Source organism: Desulforamulus putei DSM 12395, assembly GCF_900129195.1.
Lineage (GTDB): Bacteria > Bacillota > Desulfotomaculia > Desulfotomaculales > Desulfotomaculaceae > Desulfotomaculum > Desulfotomaculum putei.
The window spans coordinates 1-24,448 of record NZ_FQUY01000007.1 but is presented as its reverse complement, the minus strand read 5'-3'; the positions used below and the strand labels follow the sequence as shown (position 1 = coordinate 24,448).

Here is a 24,448-nt window from a genome sequence, read left to right as displayed (position 1 = left end):
TTTCTCACTTCTCATTTAGTACCAACGTGAACCGCCACAATGCCGCCGGTCAGTTCATGGTAGACGGCGTCTTTGAGCCCCACCCTGGTGAAGATGTCTCTGATAACGGACTGGTGAGGAAAAATTTTCAGGGAGTTGGGCAGCCACCGGTACGGGCCGTCCTTCCCCACACCCAATTTCCCCAGCAGGGGTACCAATTGTTCAAAATACAGGTAGTAAAGCTGCTTAAAGACGGGAGCGCTTGGTTTGGCCAATTCCAAAGAAACAACCCTGCCTCCCGGCTTCACCACCCGTCTCATTTCCGCGATGCACCCTTCTACATCGGGAACATTTCTTAAAGCAAAACCTATGGTGGCACAATCAAAGGTATTATCAGCAAAGGGCAGGTTCATGGCATTGCCCTGGACTAAATCAATATTATTTTTGTAAGGGGTTTTTTCAATGTTACGAACTGCCTGTGCCAACATGTTCTCACAAAAATCCAGCCCGGTGACCCGGCCGGAGGTACCTACCACCCTGGCCAGCTCAATGGACAACATGCCCGTACCGCAGGCCACATCCAGGGCAAAACCCCCGGGCTGCAAACCGGTTTGTGACACAGCAAACCGCCGCCAATATTTATCCCTGTTAAAACTCAGGGTGGTATTCATCAGATCATAGCGGTGCGCGATGGCGGAAAACACCCCGTGCACAAACTCTTCTTTGCTTTTACCGTTGTACTGCTGCAAGACGGTAGTGCTCCCTTCTTTATACAACCTTACGAATGTCCTCTTCCGTTAAACACAAAGCACGCACCAAATTTTCCAACATCGCTTTTTCCGGCCGGTTGGGTAACTTCTCCAGGGCCTTCAAGGCTTGATCGGTATATTTCAACCCTTGGACGCTCAAAGGATTCCTTTGCAGGAGACCGTAAACCATGCCTAAATTTACCCCGAACTCGTAGAGGGATTCCCGGTCTCCCTCCGGGGCTCCTGCCAGGTCCCCCGCCAAACGGGCTGCTCCGGCCATCAATTCCGCAATTTCTAAGCGAACTATCTCATTAACCAGTTTGTTATTGTCTTCTAACATATGAAGATTCTTACGGTACAGGATACCGCCCTCGTGGATACGGCCAATCATTTCTGCTAGGGGGCGCAGGTATTGTAAAAGGTCAGAATCACAAAGAGTGGTGAAAAACTTACCATACAAGTAGTCCCCCACTAAAACAGGAAATTGAGTGCCGTCTCTGGGGTCTACCTTGTAAGATTGTATGGCTGTTTCCGGTATGTTTTTATGAATATGGGAAGCCATAAAAATAAACTGCACAATAGCGCCAAGGGAAATCACCTTGGCAGACCTGCAGTTATATAATCTGGCCGCAATAAGAACCACCGCTGGGCGAATAAAATTGTCCATTGGGGAAAATTCCAAATGGGCATAGTCACCCACATGCCCGGCTTTGATCAATAATTGATTCTTAATGGTATTGTGAATAATCTGAATATCTTCCCGGATGCTTGCAAAGACGTCGCCTGACATCAAAAAGCCCCCTTTTTGGCGGTTAACTTATTATTACTTCGTTAAGCATAACAAATTTCCTCCCTTAAAGGACTGGAAAAAAGGCACAAAAAACTAACGAGCCTCGCTCCATCTTTCCGATGAGCCAGGCTCGTCAGTTCCCACTACTCTTGGTACTAATAAATATCCCTCCTATGAGTTTACGGCCACCAAACGCGGCGCCATTCCAGGCAGGATTCCTCTCTTAGTCTCCTGAGCAGCCATATCCTTAGCACCAAATTCTCTGGTTAAGAAGTTGCATGCATCCCAGGGATTCACTGTATCCCCGCAGGTGAATACATCGACCGCAGCATAGCCTAATTCCGGCCACGTATGAATGGCAAGGTGGCTTTCACTGATGACTACAACGCCACTTACACCCTGTGGACTAAACTTGTGGAACACCACTTCGCGGACCTCAGCCCCAGTTTCCAGAGCTGCGTTAACCATAATCTCCTCAACCTTCTTCACATCATTGAGGATATCAAAATCACAGCCATAGATTTCTGCCAAGACATGGCGGCCCAAAGGTTTCATTATAGTTATCCTCCTCCTTTAATTAATAAAATGTTGGAACCAACAAGCCCCTTTGCCGTTTTCACCGGGCTGGCCAATTCCAACCAAAATCAATTTTAACATAAACTTTTCCCTTGTCAATAAAATTTTACGCAAATTTTGCCTCTAATTGGCGAATATATTTATTTGCAACTTTATTCACTTAATTTATTAATTTACCTAAATATTCTGCTAGGACTTACGGGTTTTTCTCGCTCCTGCACCATCAACCCAATCCTATAGGGTCCCGGCCAATACCCTTTATCCAAAAATACTTGCTTTACAAAAAGGATACCTTATTAGATGGTATGTTTGCTGTCCGGCCTTTGTTCCGTCAACACCAGGTAAACCAGTGGCGGAGCGCCAAAAATCATGGTGGTGGCTGCAGCCACAACGCCGGAATCGTTAAAAGCAAAAGCTACCAGAGCGCCGGTAACAACTCCGATAAAGCCTTTAAACAAGTAAGGGTATTTTACCCGGATGTTTTCCATAACACCTCTGGGACGGTAAAACAACAGGGCCAGGATCGCCAGGCTGGCCAGCAGCACCCTGCTCCATATGGTATAGCGAAGTAGTTTCATATTCATGGCCCATTTGCGCTGAATAATATCCAAAACTTGACCGGGTCCTGCATTCAGGATAAGGGACGCGGTGGTCCCCATGTGTGAACGCAAATCCGGCGGTCTGGAAAGATCAAAGGCGATGAAACCAATGACCGCCAGCAGCACCACAACGGACACCAGCAGCAGGGTACGGAACCGGAAACGAACCCCTACCAGCAGGAGAAAGGTTACCAGCAGGGCGGAGGCGGCTGCGATGGTGCCCCCCACATTGGTTCCGATGTTGGGCGCTGCCATTGCATAAACTGTAAAAAGGAACAGCAAACCGCTGGCTGCAATAAGAGGCCGGCGCCACTTCGACCAGTATTGAATGGAGGCTGTGGCGCCAATGATGATGGAACCAATTAAGACCCCCATATATTCATTGCCAATGCCATAGAACCTTGCTCCCACAATGGGGTCATACCCCAGCAAGGACTGTTTCTGTAAATAAGACCCGTTCAGGAGATCCATTAAAATGGTTCCCGCACTGGCAATACAAATAAAAATAAAGGGATCCAACCCCACTTTTCTGTTTACCAGGATGGCTGCTCCCACAATCACCAGGGTGGTTACGATGAGCATGACCGCCATGACTGCTATTGAATTCCGGGGCAGCAGCGGCATTAAAAGTTCTGCCAGAGGAACTGCCATGACCACCAGCAGGAAGGGTTTAATGATCTCCGCCATGTGTCGCTTAAAAAAGATACCATACAAAGCCGTAAAAAGCACTACCAATTGTACTAACACATAGGCTGACTGCAGCGGGGGTCTGGCCTGGTAGGTTGTGACCAGCTGCTTATTTAAATTGCTCAGGTAGTCAAAGCTGTCTTCCTGTAACTTTAAACCGGAAACCAGTAACGGGCGTCCCGACATGCCAACCACCGGTTCCAGCCCCAGGTACTTAAGAACGGTGGGAGCGATATCGGTATTCATAACAATGCCGTCCCTCTTGGTGGTGCCGGATGTTAACAAAGTACCCGCTTGAAAACCCGGTCCTGCGCCAATGACGGGGGTTAAACTGTTATTTTCCTTGATGGCCTCGGTTGTGGGAGTGGGGGTGATTACCAGCAAAATTTCCCTGGAAAAATCCATTTGCTTGACCAAATCACCCACAAACCGGTCAATTCGGCCCAGAGCTTCAACCCTTTGCCTGTTATAGGCGATATCGGTTGCCTTGTCTTTTTCTTCATAGATTCTGGTGGCATCCCCTGTTTCAATAACAATGAGCGATGCTCCGTTGTTACGGTATTCATTAAACTTCTTTAGCACCTCGGCAAAATTGGTTCGATAAGAACCAAGCGCTGTCCGGTGCGGCAGCAGGATTGTTTCATCTACACACCCCATGTCCGTCAAACCCTGCTTATCCATGGTGATGGTGGTGGCCAACCTCCTGGGAACGCCGGGGGTGTCGGCATTGCCGATCACCGCGGTTTTCCTTCCCGCTGCATGAAGGGCCTGCCCCAGGGCACCGGGTACGGCAGGATAATGCAGGGCATCATTGGTACGGGTTAACTTGCCAACGGCCAGTTGGAGGACGGATCCCGCCGGCGCCTGCCACCCGGTGCGGCGATAATATTCATTGGCGGCCGAAGTGTCCAGTACATGTTCATAATCATTAAAACCGTTATTGGCTTCCCCCACGCCAATCAGGTGAGCCCCTCCGCCAATGGTGGGATATGTATGTTCCGAATAAATGCCTGCACCGGTATTGTTGTTCAATAACCCCACGGAACCCCGGTTGGCTAAAGATTTTATATTGGTTAAGGAGGTACCTTCATAATCCTCCATGGTTACTTTGTCAATCAGGACCAGAACAACCCTCTCCGCCCGGGCGGTGTCATCCGCCCCGGCTGCGTAGGCCAGGGGTCCAATCGCAAGTATAAAAATGGTTAGTAAACCGGCAATGATTTTATGCCAGAAAGAGCCACCCAATTTTTTATCCCTCCATGTCTGTCCCGGTATATCCCTTTTGTCCATATTTTTAGTTTTGGCCCTTGCCCTGAATCAATTTCTTTTCTGCTAACAACTGCTGGTATAGTTCCATGGTTTTCTCAACCATCATGCTGACGGTAAACTTTTCCCTTACGTGTTTTTGGCCGTTGGTTCCCATTCTCATTAAACGGTCCCTTTCCCCTATGAGACCGGCCAGCGCTACCGCTAGGGCTTCGGGATCCTTGGGCGCCACCACCAAGCCTGTTTTTCCTTCCACAATGGCTTCCGGGACACCGCCTACCCTGGTGGCTACCACCGGCTTCCCGGCAGCCATGGCTTCCAGAATGGTCAACGGCAAACCTTCGGTTATTGAGGGCAGCACAAAAATATCAAGAACAGAAAGGATTTCTGCAATATTTTCCCGTCGCCCGGCAAAGATTACTCTGCCTTGCAAGCCCAACTCGGCGGCCTCCTGTTTTAGCGTTTCCTCCAGGGGGCCATCCCCTACCACCAGGAAATTCACCTGGTACTCCTTAAGGAGGGAGGCCGCTTTCAGAAAATAACTGACACCCTTTTGGGGAGCCAGGCGAGCAATGGTTCCAACCACCGGTCCCAATTCAGGAATATTGAGGTTGCGTCTTACGGCTTTGACATCAACCTTTGCGTTAAACCTGTCTACCTCGATGCCATTATAAATGGTGGTTAATTGTTTAACAGGCAGACCTTCCCGTTCCATTAATTCCTGTTTTAAAGCATCGGATACTGTAATGATCTTATCGGTAAACCGGGCTAAAAATCGTTCCACCCTGGCAAATAATTTTTTCTTCCATTCCGGCCATTCTTCATAGAAAATGCTGTTATGGGCCGTGAAAATGACCACCGGTGTTCTGGCCATTATGGCCGCCAAACGGCCCACTAGGGCTCCTTTGGAACTGTGGGCATGCAAAATGGTGGTACCCGATTGATGCAGATATTTAACTAAACTGCGTACCGCTGCATAATCCCTGGTTGGTGAAAGTTCTCCCACTAGGGAAATGGGTAAGGTCTGAATCCCCAAGGCGACAAGCTCGTCCCACAAAGCGGTGTTGGGAGGGCAGGCCACTGTTACATCAAACCTTTTTTTATCCGTATATCGTACCAGATTGATCAGGTGGTTTTTCATACCCCCTGCAGCGGGTCTTACCACATGCAATATTTTTATTCTGGACAAAAGGTTTCACCCCTGCAACTGTATATCTTTCCCAAAACTGTCCAAGTGTATGCATCCAACTTTTATTCGCCACTATCCGTCGTTTCACCTGCCCGTTAAAAAGAAAAAGCGGTGATACACCGCCATAAACAATGTGATTGGCCGCCCATAACCTGGCGGCCGGGTGTTTTAGCTGATTTTAATCGCTTCGGTGGGGCAGCCTTCGGCAGCTTCTTTAGCCTGGTCTTCCTGCCCCTCCGGCACCTCATTGACAATAGCATGGGCCTTTTCCTCATCGTTCCAATCAAAAACCTCGGGGCAAACATCGATACAGGCACCACAGCTAATGCAAAGGTCCTGGTCTACCACTGCTTTCATGGTTACACCTCCATTTAATTTAACAGCCTTATTTTGGCTGTCAATACCGGAAATTATGCCCGTTTTAGAAAAAAGTTAACCGTGAATCAATGGGGCAAACAGCGGGTGCATGTCCATTGCTTCGACTCCTTCAATTATTCTTCTGTATATTTTAACCACCGGGCTATGGAATATGTTAGTATTTCACCTGCCCAGTGAAAAGGTTTATGGACCGGACCGAATATTTTTCAATGCCTTTTCTACATTTTTAGCCATGACCTCAAACAAGGGGGAAGTTTCTTGATAATCTTCCCCCTTGGTATTCATTTCTTTATCTGCCTTTTTCAGAATATTTCTACTAATATTATACTATATCCTTGACCGGAGGCAGGTTTTGTAAGAAAAATGTTACCTTTTGCAGGAAAACGGTCATAAAATGTGTGTCAGGCCACCCTTTAATAATGGTCCCTGCCGGTATCCATTCTTTTTTCCTCATCCAGACCAACGGTGGCGAATAATTCCTTAAACTTTAGAAAGTCTTCAACACTCATGACTTCCGTATTGGAATAAAAAATCCGCCCGGCATTGTTTACCGCACCCCAGGTCACTTTAACAATATCTTTATGAATCCCCTTTGTTGTCTGTGTTTTAATAAATAGTTTAACTGTCATGCATACTCCCCCGCATCACTTGTCATTACCAGCCAACATTTACTATGGTTAGTTAAATTATAACAAATTTTCACTGGCTGCATGGGAGATGTTAAGATATTGTTTACAACAAAAAAGAAGAACGGAAAACCCGCTCTTCTTCAAGAGTGTTACTATTGGCAATCAGCAGACATGCTGCCGCAGTCGTCGGAAACGCTGCTGCAGGTGTCAGGACAATCATCGGCACAACTGGAAGTCATTTTTTCCAGTTCTTCCTGAGCTTTGGTCGTCCGTTTTTCTTTAGCCATAAATGTAACACCTCCCTTAAATATCTTGTCCAAACCCGGGTATAAAACTCCTGGTATCATTATCCAAAGTTCATCCTACTGGAATAACCTGTCATTAAACGGTAAAAACACCGGCCGATGACTATCGCCGGTGTCTTTTGTTCCCTTTGCTTTTTATCTTTGAATTGCCCCGGCTTCCACCCATGTACCTTATAATAATAAAGCCGGTTTACACCCCATACTCTTTGTCCGGAAAATTTAATTGTCGGATAAAGATTTCCTGGTATCGCTCATCGGAGGCTAGCTCCAGGTGCTTAAAACGCCCGCTCAAGGCTTCCGCCCTTCCCCTGGCGGCAAAGGAAAGCAGCATCATAACAGCTCCCGAACCGGCTGCATTTCCCACCTGGTGGATTTTTGAGCAGTCAACCTCCCCCAATAAACCGATCCGTAAAGCATTGGCCGGATTAAGATAATTGCCGAACCCACCGGCCAGCCACAGGGCGTCCAGGGCGTCGGCCCCAAGGCCGGCCTCTGCCAATACCACCTTGATACCGGCGGCAACCGCCGCCTTGGCCAGTTGAACCTGCCGGATATCCCTCTGGTCAAGGTAAATGTCGCCGGACAGGGTAAACCGGTTGTTTTGAGCATTCTGCCGGAGTTTTTGTTTAATTTTAAAGGAAATCACCGGCGGCAGTTCAGATGGATTTACCAGGCGCCCGCTGCTGTCAATGAGGTGCAACCGGAGCATTTCTGCGACGGCATCCACCAAACCCGAGCCGCAAATACCCACCGGCTGACCGTCCCCAATGACCACCGGGTGAACGTCATAATCCATGGTGACCTTGCTGATGGCCCCTGTGGCCGCCGGCATGCCGCATTGAATGTTGCCGCCCTCCAGGGCCGGTCCCGCCGGGGCTGAGGCAGCCAGCAACTGATCACCGGCCTGCAAGAGAATTTCCCCGTTGGTGCCGATATCCACCAGCAGTTCCGTACCGGCTGCCGGCAGGCCAAAACCCTGGGCCAGAGCGGCAGCCAGAGCATCCGAGCCTACGAACCCCCCGATCAGGGGCGGCAAATAGCACACAGCCCCAGCAACCGAAGTAAGCCCCAGTTCAGAAGCGTTCCTGTAAAAGGGCCCCTTGGCCGCAGGCTGAAAAGGGGCGGCTGCCAGTCCCTGCACCGGTAAATTTACTAACAGGTGGATCATGGGGGTGTTGCCGACGGTTACGATTTCCCTGATGGAGCAGGGATGTACCCCTGCCAGCCGGCAACAGTCCAGAACAAGTTGATCCAGGCTGGCCGCTAGGGCCTGCCGCAATTCCCGGTAATACACACCCCCCTGCAGGGCATAGGCCAACCGGGAGATCACGTCGGCCCCGTAGGAGAGTTGCCCGTTCTCCCTGGAGGCCACCGCCAGGGGTTGCCCGCTGGTAAGATCGTACAGGTAACCCACCAGGGTTGTGGTGCCCAAATCCACCGCCAGCCCCAGCAAAGGCTCCCCTGCAACCGAATTTTCCATAGGAATGCCGGCCCGGTGTTTTACCACGCCGTGATCCATAAAGACTGCAGGCTCCAGGGCAACAGGCCGCATCTGCCCTTTCTCCAGGATCAGCAAAGAACTTGCCGGAAGTTCAACGTTCATGGAATTCCTGACGGTTGTTTGACAAGCCAGAACCCACTGCGGGGAATGCTCCTCCTGCACGGATGTTATTTTAACCAGGCATTTGCCGCAGCGTCCGGCGCCCCCGCAGGGGGCGGCCAGGTTTAGGCCTGCCAACCTGGCTGCCTCGAGGATGGTAAGGCCGGGCGGTATTTCAATGCAGCGGGGGCCTGGCGTGAAGGTTACGGTAACTTTTTTGGACGCCAATCGATCATCCCCGTACAGTTTTATTAACTTACCAAACTTTTGGCTACACTTACCGCCTCAACCGCATCAACCGCATAGCCGTCGGCGCCGATTTCCCGGGCATACTGGGCGGTAACCGCCGCTCCCCCCACCATGACTTTGCAGTTGAGTCCTTGTTCCTTCACCCGGTTGATTAAATCCGCCATGTGGACCATGGTGGTGGTCATCAATGCGCTCAGGCCGATAATCTGGGCCCGGTGTTCCATGGCTGCCTTGATAATCTCTTCATTATCCACGTTTTTTCCCAGATCAATGACTTCAAAACCATGGTTGGCCAGCATGACGGATACAATGTTCTTGCCGATATCATGAATGTCTCCCTTTACGGTGGCCAGCACGACGGTGCCGACCTTTTTGGCAGGTCCCCTGGCCAGTTCCGGTCGCAGCCGCTCAAAACTCCTGGTCATGGTTTCGCCGGCCATCATTAATTGGGGCAAGAAATAAAGACCTGCGCCATACCGGCGTCCCACTTCTTCAATACCCGGAATCAAGGCCTTATCCAGCAGTTCCATGGGAGAAAGCCCCTCTGCCAGGGCGGTTTCGATATAAGAGACAATGTTGTCTTTATCCCCGGACAGGACCGCCTGGTATAAAATTTCCAGGGGAGTGGCGGCCGCCTGCTCCACCGGTTTGGCGGGGGCCTGGACGCCCCCGGCCTGTTGTTCCCGGGCAATGTACTGCTCCGCCCGGATATCCCGGCCGGTCAACACCGCCGAGGCCCGCAGGGTCTCCATCATGCGCGGTTCCTGGGGGTTCAGGATGGCGGCATCCAGTCCCGCCGCCAGGGCCATGGCAAAAAAGGCGGCATTAATCAACCCTCGATTGGGCAGGCCGAAGGATACGTTGCTAACCCCCAGGCTGGTGGTCAGGCCAAGTTCCTTTTTTACCAGGGTAATGGCCCTGAGTGTTTCCGGCACCCCTTCGGGCTGGGCGCTGACGGTCAGCACCAGGCAGTCAATCATCAGGTCCTGCCTGGGGATACCCATGGCCTCGGCCCGTTCCGTCAGCTTGCGGGCCACCGCCAGCCGCTCCTCTGCTGTGGGCGGGATACCCCGTTCATCCAGAGTCAGGCCAATCAGCGCTGCTCCGTAACGTTTGGCCAGGGGCAAAATGGTTTGCAGGCTTTTTTCTTCTCCGTTCACCGAGTTAATGATGGCTTTGCCATGATAAATTTTGAGCGCCTGTTCAATGACCCGGGGATCGGTGCTGTCGATGCACAGGGGAGCATCCACCAGGACCTGGACCGCGTGGATGGCCCGTTCCATGGCTGCCACCTGGTCTACTCCCCCTACTCCCACATTGATGTCCAGAATGGCCGCCCCCGCCTCCACCTGGGCCAGGGCGTCCCGGCGGGTAATTTCTGTCTTTCCTTCTTTAATTTCCGCCTGCAGGGCCTTTTTACCGGTGGGATTGAGCCGTTCCCCGATGGCCACCGGAATTCCCCGGGGGGCGATGGACACCGTTTTCACCCGGCTGGCCACCCGGAGTCCGAATTGCCTGGACCGGACCCTGGGCTGTAATCCCTTGACACTTTGATGAATAGCCTTAATATGCTCCGGGGTTGTGCCACAGCAGCCCCCCAGTACGGAAGCGCCGTATTCTACAAAACGCACGGCATAGTCAGCCATGGCCGCCGGCGTTTCCCGGAAAACCGTGCGGCCCTCCACCATTTCCGGCATGCCTGCATTAGGGGAAACCAAAACGGGCAGGTTGGTGCTTTGGGTTAGCTTTTGCACCACCTGCACCAGTTCCCGGGGACCCACCGAACAGTTGACCCCGATGGCAGAAACACCCAGCCGCTCCACCACCACGGCCGCGGTTTCGGGGTCGGTTCCCGTGAAGGTGCGCCCGGTTTCATCAAAGGTAAAGCTGGCCACCACCGGCACATCCCCGGCGTCGGCGGCTGCAATGAGGGCCGCCCGCATCTCGCCGATATCGCCGAAGGTCTCAAAGAGGATGAAATCAACCCCTGCTTCCACCAGAGCGCGGCATTGTTCGAAGAATTGCCCGTAGGCCTCGTCGAAAGTCATGGTACCAAGGGGCTGCAGGAACTTGCCCAGGGGTCCCACGGAACCCGCCACCATCGCCCCGTAGGGCCGGGCTGCCTCTTTGGCTAAATTGGCCGCCGCCAGGTTGATCTCCCTCACCCGGTGGCCCAGACCGTAATCTGCCAATTTCAACTGTATGGCGCCGAATGTATTGGTGGTGATGATGTCCGCGCCGGCCTCCAAATACAGTTTATGAACCTCTTGAACGGACTCCGGGCGGCTGAGATTCCATTCCTCGGGGCACCACCCGGGAGGCAGCCCCCGTTGCTGCAGCAGGGTGCCCATGGCTCCGTCAATAACCAGGATTTCTTTTTTTACCCTTTCCCTAAAAGACAACTCCACTCTCTCCTTCTGTCCTTACGGCCCGAAATTGACAATTTGCTTGATGGCAAAAATCACATTTAACCTGTTCCTTCTGCTGTTCAGAACTCCATCCCACCATGAAACAAAGGGACTTTACCGGGTTCATTTGAAAAAAATTATTACAGGTAACAGCAATTTGTTCCCCCCCTGCCATTTCCAGGAACAACGGCAAATAATCCATCTTCAAGCCCCGGTAACCAGGACCAAGCCTGGGCGTGGGGAAGAGCCCCCTTATTCTCATCTGCCGGGCCAAAAGCTTGACCACCTGGTTGGCGGCCCCCTCTGCCGCCGCGGTTCCCACGGCATCAAGGATCACGGCACGGGTTGCCAGGCCCCTGTGAAACAACCTTTCAACTTCCTTTTCAATAGTTTCTCCAACCGTGACCGCTGCCACGCTGGCAACGCTACAACCTTTCAGCCATTGACTTAGATCCGGCAGGTGGAAAGCCGCCCCGCTCAGATATACGGTATCCCCTGCCGGGGAAACCCGCACCTGGGCCACGGCTGCGGCAGGCTGAAGCAAAGATTTGCCCAGGAGGATCATTTCATTTACCTGGTCCAGCAGGTCCCGGTCAATCCTTTGCTTCCCCGTCGCCCCCAGGCAGCCAAGAACCTGCTGATGTTGTATCTCCACGGGGATCTGAGGCAGCAGCATAAATACCTCCGGCAAATAAAATAAAAACGCCCAATAAGGGCGTAGGTGGTTGCATAACTCCATAGCGCACCTTATCTCTCAGGAACTTTTATCCTGCAGGAGTTGGCACCGCCGCCAAAACAGGCCGGTTGCCGGGCTTCATTGGGCCAGTCCCTCCACCACTCTTGATAAGTTCTCGCAACAATTTTTTGTTAATGGTAATTTACATGAAAGAAGTTCTTTCGTCAAGAGTTTCCTTTTACGAAAGCGGCGGCAGACTCTCCTGCCACAAATCCGGTGCTGAAAGCCACACCGGTGATGCTCCGGTATATTTTAACACACTTTGCCAAGAAACAACCCCGGCTCGGCCGGGGCAGTCCTATACATTAAATCTGAAGTTAATAATGTCTCCGTCCTTCACAATATATTCCTTGCCCTCCAGGCGCAACAAACCCTTTTCCCTGGCCCTGGCCATGGAACCGGCAGCCGCCAGGTCGTCAAAGGCCACCACTTCGGCCCGGATGAAACCCCGTTCAATATCAGAGTGAATTTTGCCCGCTGCTCTTTTGGCATCGGTGTTGCGCTTGATGGTCCAGGCCCTGACTTCGTCTTCCCCGGCGGTCAGGAAGGAAATCAAACCCAGGTAATCATAAACCGCCCTAGCCAGGCGTTCAATCCCCGGCTCGGTAATGCCCAGGTCCTCCATAAACATTGCCCGGTCCTCTTCCGGCAGTTGGCTGATTTCCATTTCAATACGGCCGCAAATTTCAATAACTGGGATTCCCCGGGCGGCGGCGTACTTTTCCACCTCTTCTTTGCCGGGATAGGTTCCCTGCCGGAACTGGTCTTCGTCGATATTAATCACCAGCATCATGGGTTTTTCAGTTAAAAAGGCGTAGTTTCTCAGGGTCAGCTTTTCTTCCTCCGAGAGACCCAACTGGCTGATGGGAGATTCTTCCTCCAGGGCAGCCAGGCACTTCTTTAATACTTCCAACTCAAAGGCATTTTCTTTGGTAATTTTCTTACCGGTCTGTATTCTTTGAATTCGTTTTTCCACCAGGTCCATATCGGCCAGTAAAATTTCTACCGCAATGGTTTCAATATCTCGCAGGGGATTGATGTCGTCCTCCACATGGGGAACATCGGGGTTCTTAAAGGCCCTTACCACATGCACCAGCAAGTCGGCATTGCGAATGGCGCTTAAAAACTGGTTGCCCACGCCTTTTCCTTCGTTGGCCCCCCGAACCAGGCCGGGAACTTCGCTGAACTGGATTTGCGCGTAGGTGGTTTTCCGGGGTTTATACATGTTGGCCAAAAAGTCTATTCTTTTATCCGGTACTTTGGCGGAAGCGGTAATGGTCTCTGTTTTACCGCTGAGGAAATTAGAGGTTTCTTGATTGGAGTTGGTTAATAAATTAAAAACTGTGGTTTTTCCCACCATCGGTAGTCCAATAATACCACTGGTCAGGTTGGTTGACACGATTTTATCACCTCTGTTATTTCATTACGACAGGATTTTATCATATATGGATAAGCTTTACCACTCCACAAAGAAAGAAACCCCGTACCCGCCGGATACAGGGTTTCCAACCTAGTAATTTTCACAAAGTAATTCGTAATAGGCTTGAGGGTGAGCACAAGCCGGACAGACTTCAGGAGCCTCTTTGCCCTTGTGGACATAACCACAATTGCGGCACTTCCATTTTACTTCCTCATCCCGCTTGAAGACTTTACCCTCTTCAATGTTCTTTAATAGTGCCAGGTAACGCTTTTCATGTTCTTCTTCCACTTCGGCAATTTCACGGAATACATCGGCGATTTCAGCAAAGCCTTCTTCCCGGGCCACCTGTTCAAATTCCTTATACATGCTGGTGTATTCGTAGTTCTCACCGGCGGCTGCCTCTTTCAGGTTGGTTTTGGTATCGCTGATGCCGTTCAGGAACTTAAAAAGTCTTTTGGCATGTTCCTTTTCATTATCGGCAGTTTCCAGGAAGATGGCGGCAATTTGCTCGTAACCTTCCTTTTTGGCTACACTGGCCCAGTAGGTGTATTTATTGCGGGCTTGGCTCTCTCCTGCAAAAGCAGCCTTAAGATTCGCTTCGGTTTTGGTACCTTTTAGATTCATGATGTTCCTCCTTATTTTTATTCTTTAGTATAGATCTGTTGGCCTCAATAATTCTTGATTAACTCGTAGATTTCCTCTGCATTTATTTATATTTAAGTATTCGTTAAGGTTTTTGTTAGATTTAGCGGGAAGAGGCAAACCCTCTTCCCGCTTTTACTTTGAGATAACACTTAAAAACCTTATTATTAACCCAGGGCCTCTTCCCATTCCTTCTCCTTAAAACCCACCAGCACGACCTCACCATTGGTTAATATGGGTCGCTTTACTAACATTCCGTCGGAGGCTAAAATATTATAGAGTTCCTCGTTACTGGCGGTTTTTAATTTATCCTTTAAACCAAGTTCTTTATATTTTACCCCGCTGGTATTAAAGAACCTTTTAATCTCCAGGCCGCTTTTGGTATGTAGATCCCGAATCTCCTCCAGAGTAGGTTTTTCCTCTATTATGTGCCGGGTTTTAAAAAGTATGTTCCTTTGCTTTAGCCAATCCTTGGCCTTTTTAACAGTACTTCACCTGGGGTAATCATATAAAATCCATTCCATGACAGTCCCTCCGTTTTTTTATTTGTATTAATATACTGGAATTAATCCAGGGTTATCTCCAGTAATACACCGCCCACCTTCAGGGGTAACCAAAAACGTGTTCTCAATCCCCACCATTCCGATGTTGGCAATCCCTTTTTTGGGTTCAAGAGCAAAAGCCATTCCTTCCTGCAATGGTACAGAAAACCCTTCAGCAATTACGGGCAATTCATCAATCAATAAACCAATTCCATGACCTAAAAATTTTACCCTGCGATTTCCAAATCCCATAAAGTTTTTTAGAAACTCAGTACTAAGGTTATTCATGATAGTGTTATATATATGTGATGGAGTAACACCAGGTTTCAGCATCTCTGCAATCTTGTTCTGTATGTCAACACATTTGTTATGCACAGAAATTACTTCCTGTGGAAGGGATTCACCAAACATGTAAGTCATGGTTTTATCAGTGTGATAACCATCTACCCCGCATCCTATGTCAACAAAGACCAAATCTCCTTTTTTGAGTTTGCGATCACGACTGCCTAATAATGGCACCGCAGGGCTCATCCCATAATTACCCCCAGGTCCATTAAAATATGTAGGGTAAATAGAGCTTTCACCAAAACAGATGTGCCCCAATACCATCTCGGTATCAAACATTCCAAAACGGGCTACCCCATGGTATCCTTCCTCTATCATTACAGAAAACAATTGAGAGGCCAGTTCTGCTTCACTCATACCCTCTTTGAGCATTTTCGGTACACGGTCTTCCAATACCCGCTGATGAATTCTGCCAGACTGTTCCATTAGGGACAGTTCATATGGGCTTTTTATTGCTCTTACTGCAGCTATCTGTGCATCAACCGACCTAACATCAGTAACAGGAAAATACTTTTGAAACCGCTGATACAATGCCAGCGGTACCACTTCGGTCTCCATATATGCTACGCTAGGAAACTTCCTAATGGATGCTGCAGCATCACGGAAACTGTCCATTGGTTTAATATGGGAAAATAACGATTCATCCAATGCACGTTCGTAACTACGCCGCACCCAAAATATTGCCTCATCATCCCGGGGAATAAGCAGCATGCCGTCTTGCATGGTCCCAGTAAAATAATAAAGATTTATTTTACTGAAAATAACAGCAATCTCCCAATCCGGATTTGATGCTTCCATTTTGGCCCTGAAGCGGTTCATACGTGTTTGTAGTTCAATTAATGGCACTTGTTTCTTCATGTTTATATCCTCGAATATCTATAGACATTCTTCTCTATACCGCACACAGTTCCTCCCGGCGGCCTTCGCTTCGTACAGCATATTGTCAGCACGCATAATGAGGGTATCAGACGTATCCGACGGGCAGTACCCAGCCACTCCGAAACTGGCAGTCACACTACCTACGCCCGGAATATTCATTTTGCTTAACTGCCCTCGAATCTCTTCCGCTAAACCGGCGGCCTTATCCACCGGGGTATTTGGCAAAAGTATTACAAATTCTTCTCCGCCCCAGCGGGCCAGGCAGTCTATTTTGCGGATCCTCCCGTTGATCAAGTCTACTAAACTTTTAAGAACCAGATCGCCGGCAGCGTGCCCGAAGCGGTCGTTTATGCTCTTAAAGTGGTCCAGGTCCACCATGATTATTGAAAATGGTAGTCCGGTCCGCCCCGTGCGCTCCATTTCCTGTTCCAGCACCTGCATAAAATAGCGGCGGTTGTAAGCATTTGTCAGGGGATCGGTATTGGACAGCCGGTAAAGCTGTTCCTCCATCTTTTTATATTTTGTAACGTCCACGGCATAGTGAAGGTAGATATCCTCTCCCAAGGGAATCCACCAGGTATCCCAGATGCCCCCTGCAAACTCCACTTCGCTGTTTATTGGTGCATTTTTATCCAAAGCCTCATCTACGCGGCAGAAATAACATTTCGTGCCGGGTAAAGGGGTGCCGGATTTTTCAATTGCCTCCCGGGACCGGTCCGGAAGGGTTTCCATCCCATGTATGCTTTCCCAGCAATAATCTCCTGTTTTCGATCCCATTATTCTTTCGGCTGCTTTGTTCTGGGCCAGGATGATGCGCTCCCTGTTAATGAGCCAGGCCGGATTGGGAATGCCCTCCAGCATCAGGCGGAGACACTCTTCTTTGCGCCTGTTATCCTCCTCCAGCCGCTTGCGCTCGCTGATGTCGCGCACAATTCCCACCGCATGCCAGGCGTCCCTAATCCTCAAAGCAGACAGTGAGAGCTCCACATCAAGCTCCCGCCCGTCTTTATGTTTAGCTTTCAACTCAGTTGTTTTCCCTATGGTATTCCCTTCCCCTGTTAACTGAAAGTGCTTGAAAGCCTTATTATAGGCCTGGTAAAGGCATTCGTCCAGCACCACCAGCCGGTGCAGGTCCTTCCCTAGGATTTCTTCCCGGGAGTAGCCGAAGAGCTGTTCCGCTGCAGGGTTCCAAAAAGTGACGTTCCCCTGCCCGTCAAGCATGATGATGGCATCCCGGGCCGAGCCCATAATAGTGCCTAAAGTTGCATCCCTTGCCCGCAGCTCTTCTTCCATCTTCCTGCGCTCTGTCAGGTCGATAATAAGTGCTACACATACTTTTTCTCCACTGTGTCCAAACAGCTGCAAGTGCATTTCCGCAGGGTAAAGGGAGCCGTCTTTCCGCCGGTGCACCGTGTTAAACAGGATCTGTTCCTGCATCCCACCAACCAGAGGTTCAAGCAGTGCCCTGAAGCTCTCAGAATCCAGTTCTGGCTCCAGGTCAAGGGGCGTCATGGTGCTCAGTTCTTCGATTGTATAACCCAGATTTTTTCTGGCGCCGCGGTTCACCGCAATAAATTTTAAGGTCTCAGGGTGAAAAATATAGATCTCATTCAATGAATTTTCAAATATCTGCCGGTACATGTTCGCATGGGCATTGGCTTCATAAAGATGCAGCGCCATTTCAACTGTGGATACCAGCACATGTTCGCCGGCGCCTTTCAGCACATACCCGTAGCCCGTAATCGTACGGATTTTCTCCACAATTTCCTTTTCAGTATGGGCGGTAAGAAATACCACAGGTACGTCTCTGAACTGCTGTATTGTCCGGGCTGCCAGCGCCCCATCCATTCCTTTTCCCAGTTCTATATCCACCAGAATGAGGTCGGGGCACCGGCTGCCAGAGACTTTCTCCACAGCTTCTTCCCCCGTCAGGGCAATTTCGGTCATATACCCGTACTTATTCAGGATATTTGCCGTTATTTGTGCCTGAAACCTGCTGTCTTCTACAATAAGAATCCTCTTGCCTTTAAATGCGTTCACCGATAAACCAACCCCTAAGCATTTATTTCTGAAAATTTTCATCACTGTAGCAGCAGCTTTCAATAAAAGCACTTACTACCTCCGGGTCAAACTGCGTCCCCGCATTCCTTTCAAGTTCAGCTAAAGCTTCTTCCCTGCTCATTGCTTTCCGATAGGGCCTGTCATTGGTCATTGCATCAAAGGCGTCAGCAACTGCCAGGATACGGGATAAAAAAGGGATTTCTTCACCTTTTAACCCCCGGGGATAGCCCCTGCCGTCCCACCGTTCATGGTGGCACAGGATGTATTCGGCAACAGGGGCCAGTTCCGGTGTCGCCCGGGCGATCCGGTACCCGATCTCCGGATGTTTTTTCATTTCCTCCCACTCTTCCTCCGTTAGTTCGCCTGGATTCATCAATATACTTTCTTTAATCGCCACTTTCCCGATGTCGTGAAGCGCCGCCAGCAGCTCCAGTTCGTCCATTTGTTTAGCGGAAAGGCCCAACCCTTTCGCTATTTTCAGGCTCATTTCCTTTAACCTTTCTGCATGCTCTTCCGTTTCCATGCTTTTTTCAAAAAGGGTGGCCTTCAGGGAGGAAATAACGGCATTTCTGTAACTTTTGCTCTGCAGAAGCTTATTACGGTACATCCATTCCTCGGCTTCCTTCAGTACCTGCCAGATATTTTCTTCGGCTTTATTTTTTGTGGCATAGCCCAGGGCAATACTCACCTGTATGAGCCCCTCACTGTCCAAAGCACACTTGTTTTTAATCCTCCTGACAATTTCTTCCGCTGCTTTCATATCGGTCCGGGGCAGCAAAACAACAAATTCGTCCCCGCCCCAGCGGGCGATGATATCCTCCCGGCGGCAGCTTTCCTTTATTATCTCTGCCGCTTTCTTTAAAAGAAGATCCCCTGCCCTGTGGCCGAAGACGTCATTGGTCAGCTTCAATCCGTTGACATCACCCATGATGACCGATACAGGCAGCTGACGCGGCGTATCCAGCCGCCTTATTTCTTCTTCCATGAACCTGCGGTTGTAAAGCCCTGTCAGCTGGTCATGATAGCACAAAAAGAGGATTTTTTCTTCAAATTTCTTGCGCAGAATATATTCGGAAATAATCCTTGCGGCAAGCTGCAGTAAATTGATGTCGGCTTCAGACCATTCCCTGTTTTTCAGGCAGTCGTCAAAACCGATAAAGCCGTATAAATCCCCTTCCACATAAAGGGACAGCACCAGCAGGGACTTGATCTCCTGAGGTCTTAAGATTTCCTTTGTCTTTTCGTCGGGGATGTCTTCAATGTCCCTGTAGTTTATCACTTCCCTGTTTTTCAGCCTGTCCACCCACCAGGTAAATTCAGCCACAGGGATTTCCTGAAGGTTTTCTTTCTGGGGCGTTATACCGGGCGCCGTCCACTCAAAAGTGTTGCTCGCGGTCTCTTTTCCCCGGTCCGCTTCAAAGAGGTAGGCCCGGCTTACCCCCATGCCCTCGCCCATAAGCCGCAGGGATTCTGTCAGAAAAACTTCAAGGCTTCTTTCCTGTAAAGACAGCTGCGAAACACTGCTGATTATTTTTTCGTATTTCAGCCTCTTTTTGAGTTCTTCTTCGGCCTTCTTTTGCAGGGTAATATCCTTGCCGGAGACAACCAGGTATTTTACCTTCCCCTTTTCCAGCACCGGCGTCAGGGTAGTCAGCCAGGTCCTTTTTCCGGCGGGGAGGATCAGGGTCTCTTCATAGGTCACGGGCTTTTTACTGTCCACGCACCTTTGATAATTGGCACTGACGGCTTCACCAATTTCTTTCCCGGCCAGTTCAACGGGGGTTTTGTCTTTTATATCCTCTAGGTTGAACCCTGTCAATTTCCGGTGGGCGGCATTGTTCCTCATGTACCGGAATTCTCCGTCTTCCACCCTGACCAGGAACATGGTATCCTGGGTACCGTTGAACACCATTTCCAGTTCTTTGGACAGCTCCTCGATTTTTTCTTTCTGGGCCTCAAGGTTTTCGATCTGCCGGATTTCTTCGGTGATTTCCTGAAACAAGGTGACAAAATACCCTTTTTCAGGAGAAAAGGCGGTTATTTTGTACCAGCGCTGCAGAGGTTCTGCATACTGGCAGAACTCCTGCCTTTCGCCGGTCAGGGCCACCTTGCCGTAGAAGGCCACCCAGTCAAAGCTACCCTTCCTGATGTCGGGCAGCACTTCCGTCACCCTTTTCCCGAGAACAGCTTCGCTTTTTAACCCGGTCATTTCTTGAAAGGCGGGATTAACTTCCAGAAAGATATAGTCTTCCGGTTCACCTTCACTCCCCATCAGTAATTTGTGATAGGCGTAACCAAAGGGTGATTTCATTAGAATTTCTCGAAAAAGTTTTTCTTTCATCTTCCCCCTACCTTTTCGCATAAAACTACAAAGTGCCAAAGCACAGATCGTCACGCCCCAGGATTTTGCTGCAAAGGGCTGCCATAGAATTCGTTGCCCACCGGGCCCTTGGCTTTGCGAGGTTTGCCCTTTATAATACTAATTTTCATAGCATGTTATAGGATTATGGCCTAATACTTTAGTCCCTATGGTAATATTATACTTTTTTTAAACAAGTTGTTTGGATTTTTTTCATCTTTCTCGTTTAATTTCCACTATATCCTTTCTTATTAAGCTTATCAATAAATTGTTGCCAGTCATCTTCAGTCGCTACATCTTTGGCTTTACTCAAAGCTACTCTCACAACCTCGTTTGACATGATATATTCCGGGAGATCCGGGGAAACTTCACATCTGCCTTTGCCTGCCAGGTCAAAACATGAGGTTTTTATCATCTTCTGTAAGCTTCAGTATTGTAGCAATCTTTTCTAATAGAGGTTTATCCGGTGGGTTTCTCCGGCTTTTCTCAATGTCGCTGAGGTAAGCAGGGTTCTTTAAAAATTCCTTCTTGTTAGAACGCCCTATCGCAAGTCATAATTATAGCATCACATTCATTGTATAGAATCTGCAAGGTAGGAACTAGTCCGAAAAGAAGAATGCAATGATCCCTATTCAGTAACAAGAATTCCGAAGCTTGGTTGCCATTGTGATGCTTTTATAAACAAACAGAAAGAGGGTCTCCCATGAACGGTCAAATTCTGTTTATTACAGACGGTTCACCTTCTGCCGACGCAGCGGGTGAAACAGCCATCCGGTTGGCTAGAGAAATGAAAATGCCGCTAAAAGCTGTCTTTATTCTGGACGAAGGGTGGAAATATTTACTGGGAGATGAATGGATTAATACATCATCCACCCGCATGAAGTTTTTCCACTGGTTTGAATATGAATTGAAAAATCATGCGGAGACGGTTCTCAATGAATTTGCCAAAAAGGCGAAGGATCAGAATGTCAAGGTGGAAGTTGGCATCAAAATTGGAAAAACTGAGAAAGTAATAACAAAATTAACCGTGGAGAAGCCAACAACCTTTTTGATACTGCCTAACCCGCACGCCACTACCCCGGCAGCGGCAGCGGGGCTTAGATTTAATTTGAATAGATTAGCAAAAAAGGTAACATGCCAAATTATCCTTGGGCCGGGACAATAGGAAAGAGCCGACCAGACCGCAGGCAAAGTTTCTGCAAGCGGCGTGGCTATCCCAAAAAGTGCCGCCGAGAATGTTCCTCTTTTCAATGCCATTCATGGGCCAGCCTGAATCTTACCGCAGCGGCATGTCGCCGATTTCAATCCAGATATTATTGAAAAAGGGAAACTATTGGACTTGTAAAAGTTCAAAACCAGTGGTAGGGTCAATTTTTCTTTGGGCCGAACAGTTGATAAGTTCAAAGATTATGACCTCGCCAATATGCCAAATGGTTACCCCTTCTCTTGTACACCCTGTCACGGTTTGTTCTTTGCGACCAAAGGCAGAGTGTAAATGAAGTTTTGGCATCCTGTCTTCATTGAGAAAAATGGTCCCAACACCTACAGACTCACTGACTCCTGGTAAGCCAATCACGGTTGGAACCGGCTTTATTGCCGTTCCATCCTCGGGTCCAACTACCACCTTGCTATTCTGGTCGGAACCGCCAAGAAAAAGCAGAGTAGCTGATTCGATTCCCTGACTCTGGGCAAATTCCTCAATTGTATCTGGCAAGCGGTCCCCATGTTCTAATCGTAAAATGAAGATTCTGCCTAACTTTGCTTCGGTATATTTCATAATTTTGTCCTCCCTTTAGTGAAAGAATTTGTATACCCTCATTTCCGGCAAGATGTGAATCGTCAGGTGTTACCACCCACGCAGGTTGGCAGTAAAGAAATCAATGTCAGTGTCGGTAGGCAAAAAATCATGCTAAACTGCAGGAAAACCGACAATAAATGCAGAAAAGCCGTCTCATGCTTTAAAAATCTACGCAGGAGGCGGCTTATGTGGTCATGAACGGCATAGGAGTCCAAGAGTTTGCCCGCTCAACCCCTATGCCTCGTAATGGCACAATGCCACAACTTAAGATGAGAATATCAATTCTTTGCTCAGATTTCAACAGATATTTAGAATGTCCGGAAGCATGGACTGGCTTACCAACCGTTTGTTCTCGGACATCCCTCGCCTTGGCCCTAGCTTGATGCCAAATAGCGTGATTCGCTACATTAGGTATCGAGATTTATATCCTTTGCTTTCTGCTTAACAAAATCTTGAATCCGCTCCGCACTTTTCAATGCCAGCAACATATCCGTTTCATTAAGTTCGAGATTGAAAGGGTAACGGGCTTGTACCCCATAATCAGTCAGGTTCAAGCAGTCGTTTTCGATTTCTGCAAAGCTTAAATCATAGTTCCTACATATTTTATTAAGGGCAACAAGATCGTGAATCCTCTGAATTTCTCCGCCGTTTAATGCAATATACCCTTTAAGGTAATGAGAGGTATCCACCGTTTGCAACCGACCGACTCGTTAACAAGGTGTGCACTCATTGCCTACTCTACGGCGCCCAGAACGGTTATCGGATTATTGACGATCACATGGTTAAACGCGTGATCCAAGGAGAATTGTCATGAAGCGTCGGGGGGGTAGAAATGAAATACGATCCTCAGCAAGATCGATGGGTTGTCGTTCTGGGAAACCGTGAGTACGGACTTCATTGCGGAGAATATTTGGAACTTTCGGTCAGTCAAAGTCGTATTGCCTGTCGATTAGAGTTAGACAGTGAATGGTATGTTGTTATGCAAGATACCCTGTTCAATTTGCGAACCCAAGATACGTACAGGGTGACAATTTAAATTCAGAAAGGGGATCGGTGGCTGATCTCACCACTGATCCCCTTCCGTGGATTTCGGTCGGTATATCCGTCAACTTATGGACATTAAAAAACGTTAGTTTCCAATCACTATGCAGTGTCAGTAACAATCGACCTAATACGCCAAATCAAACATACCAAAGTACCTTTTGAAAAATTCAACAAAATATATAATCTAATTGCTGGCATAAATTTCCTGACTTACAAGCAGATTACGATACTGCCTTTTATTCAAAAGAGAGAGCTCACTTCTTTTGGCAAGATGGGTTATGATCGCTATGTCTCTACGGATATATCTCAGTTGTTGACGTAAGCGTCAAATAATCCCCACCTTCCAAGGAAAGTGGGGATCCATGTAACATTAATTATTATATACTCGACAAGCAATGGGTAAGGTAGCTGACCAGGGAAGCAGCTTATCTAATTCGCCTGGGTCTGTGGTATCTATGTTGGGCAGCTGCTCGAAAAGATAAGTGAGATAGGCCAAAGGATTCAAATTATTCTCCTTAGCCGTTTCAACAATGCTGTAAATAACAGCGCTAGCCCTAGCACCCCGCGGGGTGTTTGTGAACAGCCAGTTTTTGCGGCCAATCACAAATGGCTTAATGGATCTTTCACTGCGGTTATTATCTAATTCTAACCGACCATCCTGGAGAAATGCCTCCAGCTTGTTCCACTGATTAAGGCAGTACTTAATGGCCTGCCCGAGGGCGCTTTTGGGTAATACCCGGGGAGCCTGGGTTTTCAGCCACGACCAAAAGGCATCCAGCACCGGTCGGCTGCGCGCCAAACGAATTTTATGACGTTCTTCAGGCGTGACATCATGCAATTCTCGCTCAATGGCAAAGAGCTGATTGCAAAAATCCAGCCCTTCCTTTGCTGCCACCGAAGCAGATGCGGCAGAACCAGGCAATGCCTTCAGCGCCTCATCAAACTTGCGCCTGGCATGGGCCCAAACAGACTACCAGGGTAACATCAGGCAGATCATTGTAGCCGGCGTAGCCGTCCACATGCAAGTACCCCTTGAAGCCTGATAAAAACTGGCGTGGATGCTTGCTGGCCCGGGTTCTTTGATAATCATAAAGGATGATCGGAGGCCCTTGCCGCCCGGTACGGTAAAGCCACATATACGAAGTGGTTTCGGCTGCCCGTTCCGTTTCACGCAAAACCTGCAAGGTTGTCTCATCTTATGTGGAGCCCTATATTATG

General features: G+C 49.0%; 21 protein-coding genes, 1 pseudogene and 1 riboswitch. Of the genes and pseudogenes, 2 read left to right on the top strand and 20 right to left on the bottom strand.

The window, feature by feature from the left end; all coding sequences use genetic code 11:
* Positions 1-11: 11 nt before the first annotated feature.
* The 17 genes from BUB67_RS06260 to BUB67_RS16865 form a co-directional block, all read right to left on the bottom strand.
* Positions 12-728 carry a demethylmenaquinone methyltransferase gene (locus BUB67_RS06260; RefSeq protein WP_073237712.1) on the bottom strand — a complete coding sequence of 239 codons (717 nt, stop codon included), beginning with the start codon at positions 726-728 and terminating at the stop codon, positions 12-14.
* A gap of 19 nt (positions 729-747) precedes the next feature.
* Complete coding sequence (locus BUB67_RS06255; protein ID WP_073237434.1) at positions 748-1,518, bottom strand: polyprenyl synthetase family protein; 771 nt, start codon at positions 1,516-1,518, stop codon at positions 748-750.
* Between the two features lie 171 nt (positions 1,519-1,689).
* Positions 1,690-2,073, bottom strand: coding sequence for an adenosylmethionine decarboxylase (speD, locus tag BUB67_RS06250; RefSeq protein WP_073237431.1), 384 nt, complete (start codon positions 2,071-2,073; stop codon positions 1,690-1,692).
* Between the two features lie 317 nt (positions 2,074-2,390).
* Positions 2,391-4,625 carry a hypothetical protein gene (locus BUB67_RS06245; protein ID WP_143157013.1) on the bottom strand — a complete coding sequence of 745 codons (2,235 nt, stop codon included), beginning with the start codon at positions 4,623-4,625 and terminating at the stop codon, positions 2,391-2,393.
* Positions 4,626-4,674: 49 nt separating this feature from the next.
* Entirely contained in the window at positions 4,675-5,835 is a 1,161-nt protein-coding gene (locus BUB67_RS06240; RefSeq protein ID WP_073237424.1) for a glycosyltransferase family 4 protein, read from the bottom strand.
* 168 nt (positions 5,836-6,003) lie between these two features.
* Positions 6,004-6,192: a ferredoxin gene (locus tag BUB67_RS06235; protein ID WP_073237422.1), complete on the bottom strand. Its 189-nt coding sequence runs from the start codon at positions 6,190-6,192 to the stop codon at positions 6,004-6,006.
* Between the two features lie 434 nt (positions 6,193-6,626).
* Positions 6,627-6,842, bottom strand: a complete 216-nt coding sequence (locus tag BUB67_RS06230; protein ID WP_073237420.1) for a hypothetical protein — start codon at positions 6,840-6,842, stop codon at positions 6,627-6,629.
* A 152-nt stretch (positions 6,843-6,994) separates the two neighbouring features.
* Complete coding sequence (locus BUB67_RS17175; RefSeq protein ID WP_274377228.1) at positions 6,995-7,129, bottom strand: hypothetical protein; 135 nt, start codon at positions 7,127-7,129, stop codon at positions 6,995-6,997.
* Positions 7,130-7,337: 208 nt separating this feature from the next.
* Positions 7,338-8,975 carry an ASKHA domain-containing protein gene (locus BUB67_RS06220; protein WP_073237416.1) on the bottom strand — a complete coding sequence of 546 codons (1,638 nt, stop codon included), beginning with the start codon at positions 8,973-8,975 and terminating at the stop codon, positions 7,338-7,340.
* Positions 8,976-8,998: 23 nt separating this feature from the next.
* Complete coding sequence (locus BUB67_RS06215) at positions 8,999-11,404, bottom strand: homocysteine S-methyltransferase family protein (protein ID WP_238456975.1); 2,406 nt, start codon at positions 11,402-11,404, stop codon at positions 8,999-9,001.
* Positions 11,388-12,080, bottom strand: coding sequence for a hypothetical protein (locus BUB67_RS06210; RefSeq protein ID WP_073237411.1), 693 nt, complete (start codon positions 12,078-12,080; stop codon positions 11,388-11,390). The genes BUB67_RS06215 and BUB67_RS06210 overlap by 17 nt, the downstream gene beginning before the upstream one ends.
* Before the next feature lie 68 nt (positions 12,081-12,148).
* A riboswitch (SAM riboswitch) is annotated at positions 12,149-12,254 on the bottom strand.
* Positions 12,255-12,438: 184 nt separating this feature from the next.
* Positions 12,439-13,539: a redox-regulated ATPase YchF gene (gene ychF / locus BUB67_RS06205; protein ID WP_073237409.1), complete on the bottom strand. Its 1,101-nt coding sequence runs from the start codon at positions 13,537-13,539 to the stop codon at positions 12,439-12,441.
* A gap of 111 nt (positions 13,540-13,650) precedes the next feature.
* Positions 13,651-14,184: a rubrerythrin gene (gene rbr, locus BUB67_RS06200; RefSeq protein ID WP_274377227.1), complete on the bottom strand. Its 534-nt coding sequence runs from the start codon at positions 14,182-14,184 to the stop codon at positions 13,651-13,653.
* A gap of 185 nt (positions 14,185-14,369) precedes the next feature.
* A complete protein-coding gene (locus BUB67_RS06195) occupies positions 14,370-14,726 on the bottom strand; it encodes an arsenate reductase family protein (protein WP_084127657.1) in 357 nt (118 codons plus the stop codon).
* Positions 14,727-14,753: 27 nt separating this feature from the next.
* A complete protein-coding gene (locus BUB67_RS06190) occupies positions 14,754-15,947 on the bottom strand; it encodes a M24 family metallopeptidase (protein ID WP_073237404.1) in 1,194 nt (397 codons plus the stop codon).
* 18 nt (positions 15,948-15,965) lie between these two features.
* A complete protein-coding gene (locus tag BUB67_RS06185; protein ID WP_073237709.1) occupies positions 15,966-18,008 on the bottom strand; it encodes a PAS domain S-box protein in 2,043 nt (680 codons plus the stop codon).
* Positions 18,009-18,030: 22 nt separating this feature from the next.
* Entirely contained in the window at positions 18,031-20,370 is a 2,340-nt protein-coding gene (locus BUB67_RS16865; protein WP_159431813.1) for an HD domain-containing phosphohydrolase, read from the bottom strand.
* Between the two features lie 721 nt (positions 20,371-21,091).
* Here BUB67_RS16865 and BUB67_RS06160 point away from each other — a divergent pair.
* The gene (locus BUB67_RS06160; protein WP_073237401.1) at positions 21,092-21,553 is read left to right on the top strand and encodes a universal stress protein; all 462 of its coding nucleotides are present in this window, start codon (positions 21,092-21,094) and stop codon (positions 21,551-21,553) included.
* A 165-nt stretch (positions 21,554-21,718) separates the two neighbouring features.
* On the opposite strand, the gene BUB67_RS06155 is transcribed toward BUB67_RS06160, so the two are convergent.
* Positions 21,719-22,165 carry a PPC domain-containing DNA-binding protein gene (locus tag BUB67_RS06155; RefSeq protein WP_073237398.1) on the bottom strand — a complete coding sequence of 149 codons (447 nt, stop codon included), beginning with the start codon at positions 22,163-22,165 and terminating at the stop codon, positions 21,719-21,721.
* A 428-nt stretch (positions 22,166-22,593) separates the two neighbouring features.
* Positions 22,594-22,875, bottom strand: a complete 282-nt coding sequence (locus BUB67_RS06150) for a HEPN domain-containing protein (RefSeq protein WP_073237396.1) — start codon at positions 22,873-22,875, stop codon at positions 22,594-22,596.
* Between the two features lie 143 nt (positions 22,876-23,018).
* Here BUB67_RS06150 and BUB67_RS06140 point away from each other — a divergent pair, with 143 nt between their 5' ends.
* On the top strand, positions 23,019-23,222 hold the full coding sequence (locus tag BUB67_RS06140) for a DUF5348 domain-containing protein (RefSeq protein ID WP_073237392.1): 204 nt from the start codon (positions 23,019-23,021) through the stop codon (positions 23,220-23,222).
* Between the two features lie 378 nt (positions 23,223-23,600).
* Here the strand turns inward: BUB67_RS06140 and tnpC are convergent.
* A pseudogene (gene tnpC / locus BUB67_RS06135) lies at positions 23,601-24,426 on the bottom strand (IS66 family transposase); the annotation flags it as partial.
* Between the last annotated feature and the right edge of the window lie 22 nt (positions 24,427-24,448).

Coding starts and splice junctions, on each gene's coding strand:
- BUB67_RS06155 (WP_073237398.1), bottom strand. CDS start 22,165: ATGAAATATACCGAAGCAAAGTTAGGCAGAATCTTCATTTTACGATTA.
- BUB67_RS06255 (WP_073237434.1), bottom strand. CDS start 1,518: ATGTCAGGCGACGTCTTTGCAAGCATCCGGGAAGATATTCAGATTATT.
- BUB67_RS06140 (WP_073237392.1), top strand. CDS start 23,019: ATGAAATACGATCCTCAGCAAGATCGATGGGTTGTCGTTCTGGGAAAC.
- rbr (WP_274377227.1), bottom strand. CDS start 14,184: ATGAATCTAAAAGGTACCAAAACCGAAGCGAATCTTAAGGCTGCTTTT.
- BUB67_RS06160 (WP_073237401.1), top strand. CDS start 21,092: ATGAACGGTCAAATTCTGTTTATTACAGACGGTTCACCTTCTGCCGAC.
- BUB67_RS06230 (WP_073237420.1), bottom strand. CDS start 6,842: ATGACAGTTAAACTATTTATTAAAACACAGACAACAAAGGGGATTCAT.
- BUB67_RS16865 (WP_159431813.1), bottom strand. CDS start 20,370: ATGAAAGAAAAACTTTTTCGAGAAATTCTAATGAAATCACCCTTTGGT.
- BUB67_RS06190 (WP_073237404.1), bottom strand. CDS start 15,947: ATGAAGAAACAAGTGCCATTAATTGAACTACAAACACGTATGAACCGC.
- BUB67_RS06235 (WP_073237422.1), bottom strand. CDS start 6,192: ATGAAAGCAGTGGTAGACCAGGACCTTTGCATTAGCTGTGGTGCCTGT.
- BUB67_RS06210 (WP_073237411.1), bottom strand. CDS start 12,080: ATGCTGCTGCCTCAGATCCCCGTGGAGATACAACATCAGCAGGTTCTT.
- speD (WP_073237431.1), bottom strand. CDS start 2,073: ATGAAACCTTTGGGCCGCCATGTCTTGGCAGAAATCTATGGCTGTGAT.
- BUB67_RS17175 (WP_274377228.1), bottom strand. CDS start 7,129: ATGGCTAAAGAAAAACGGACGACCAAAGCTCAGGAAGAACTGGAAAAA.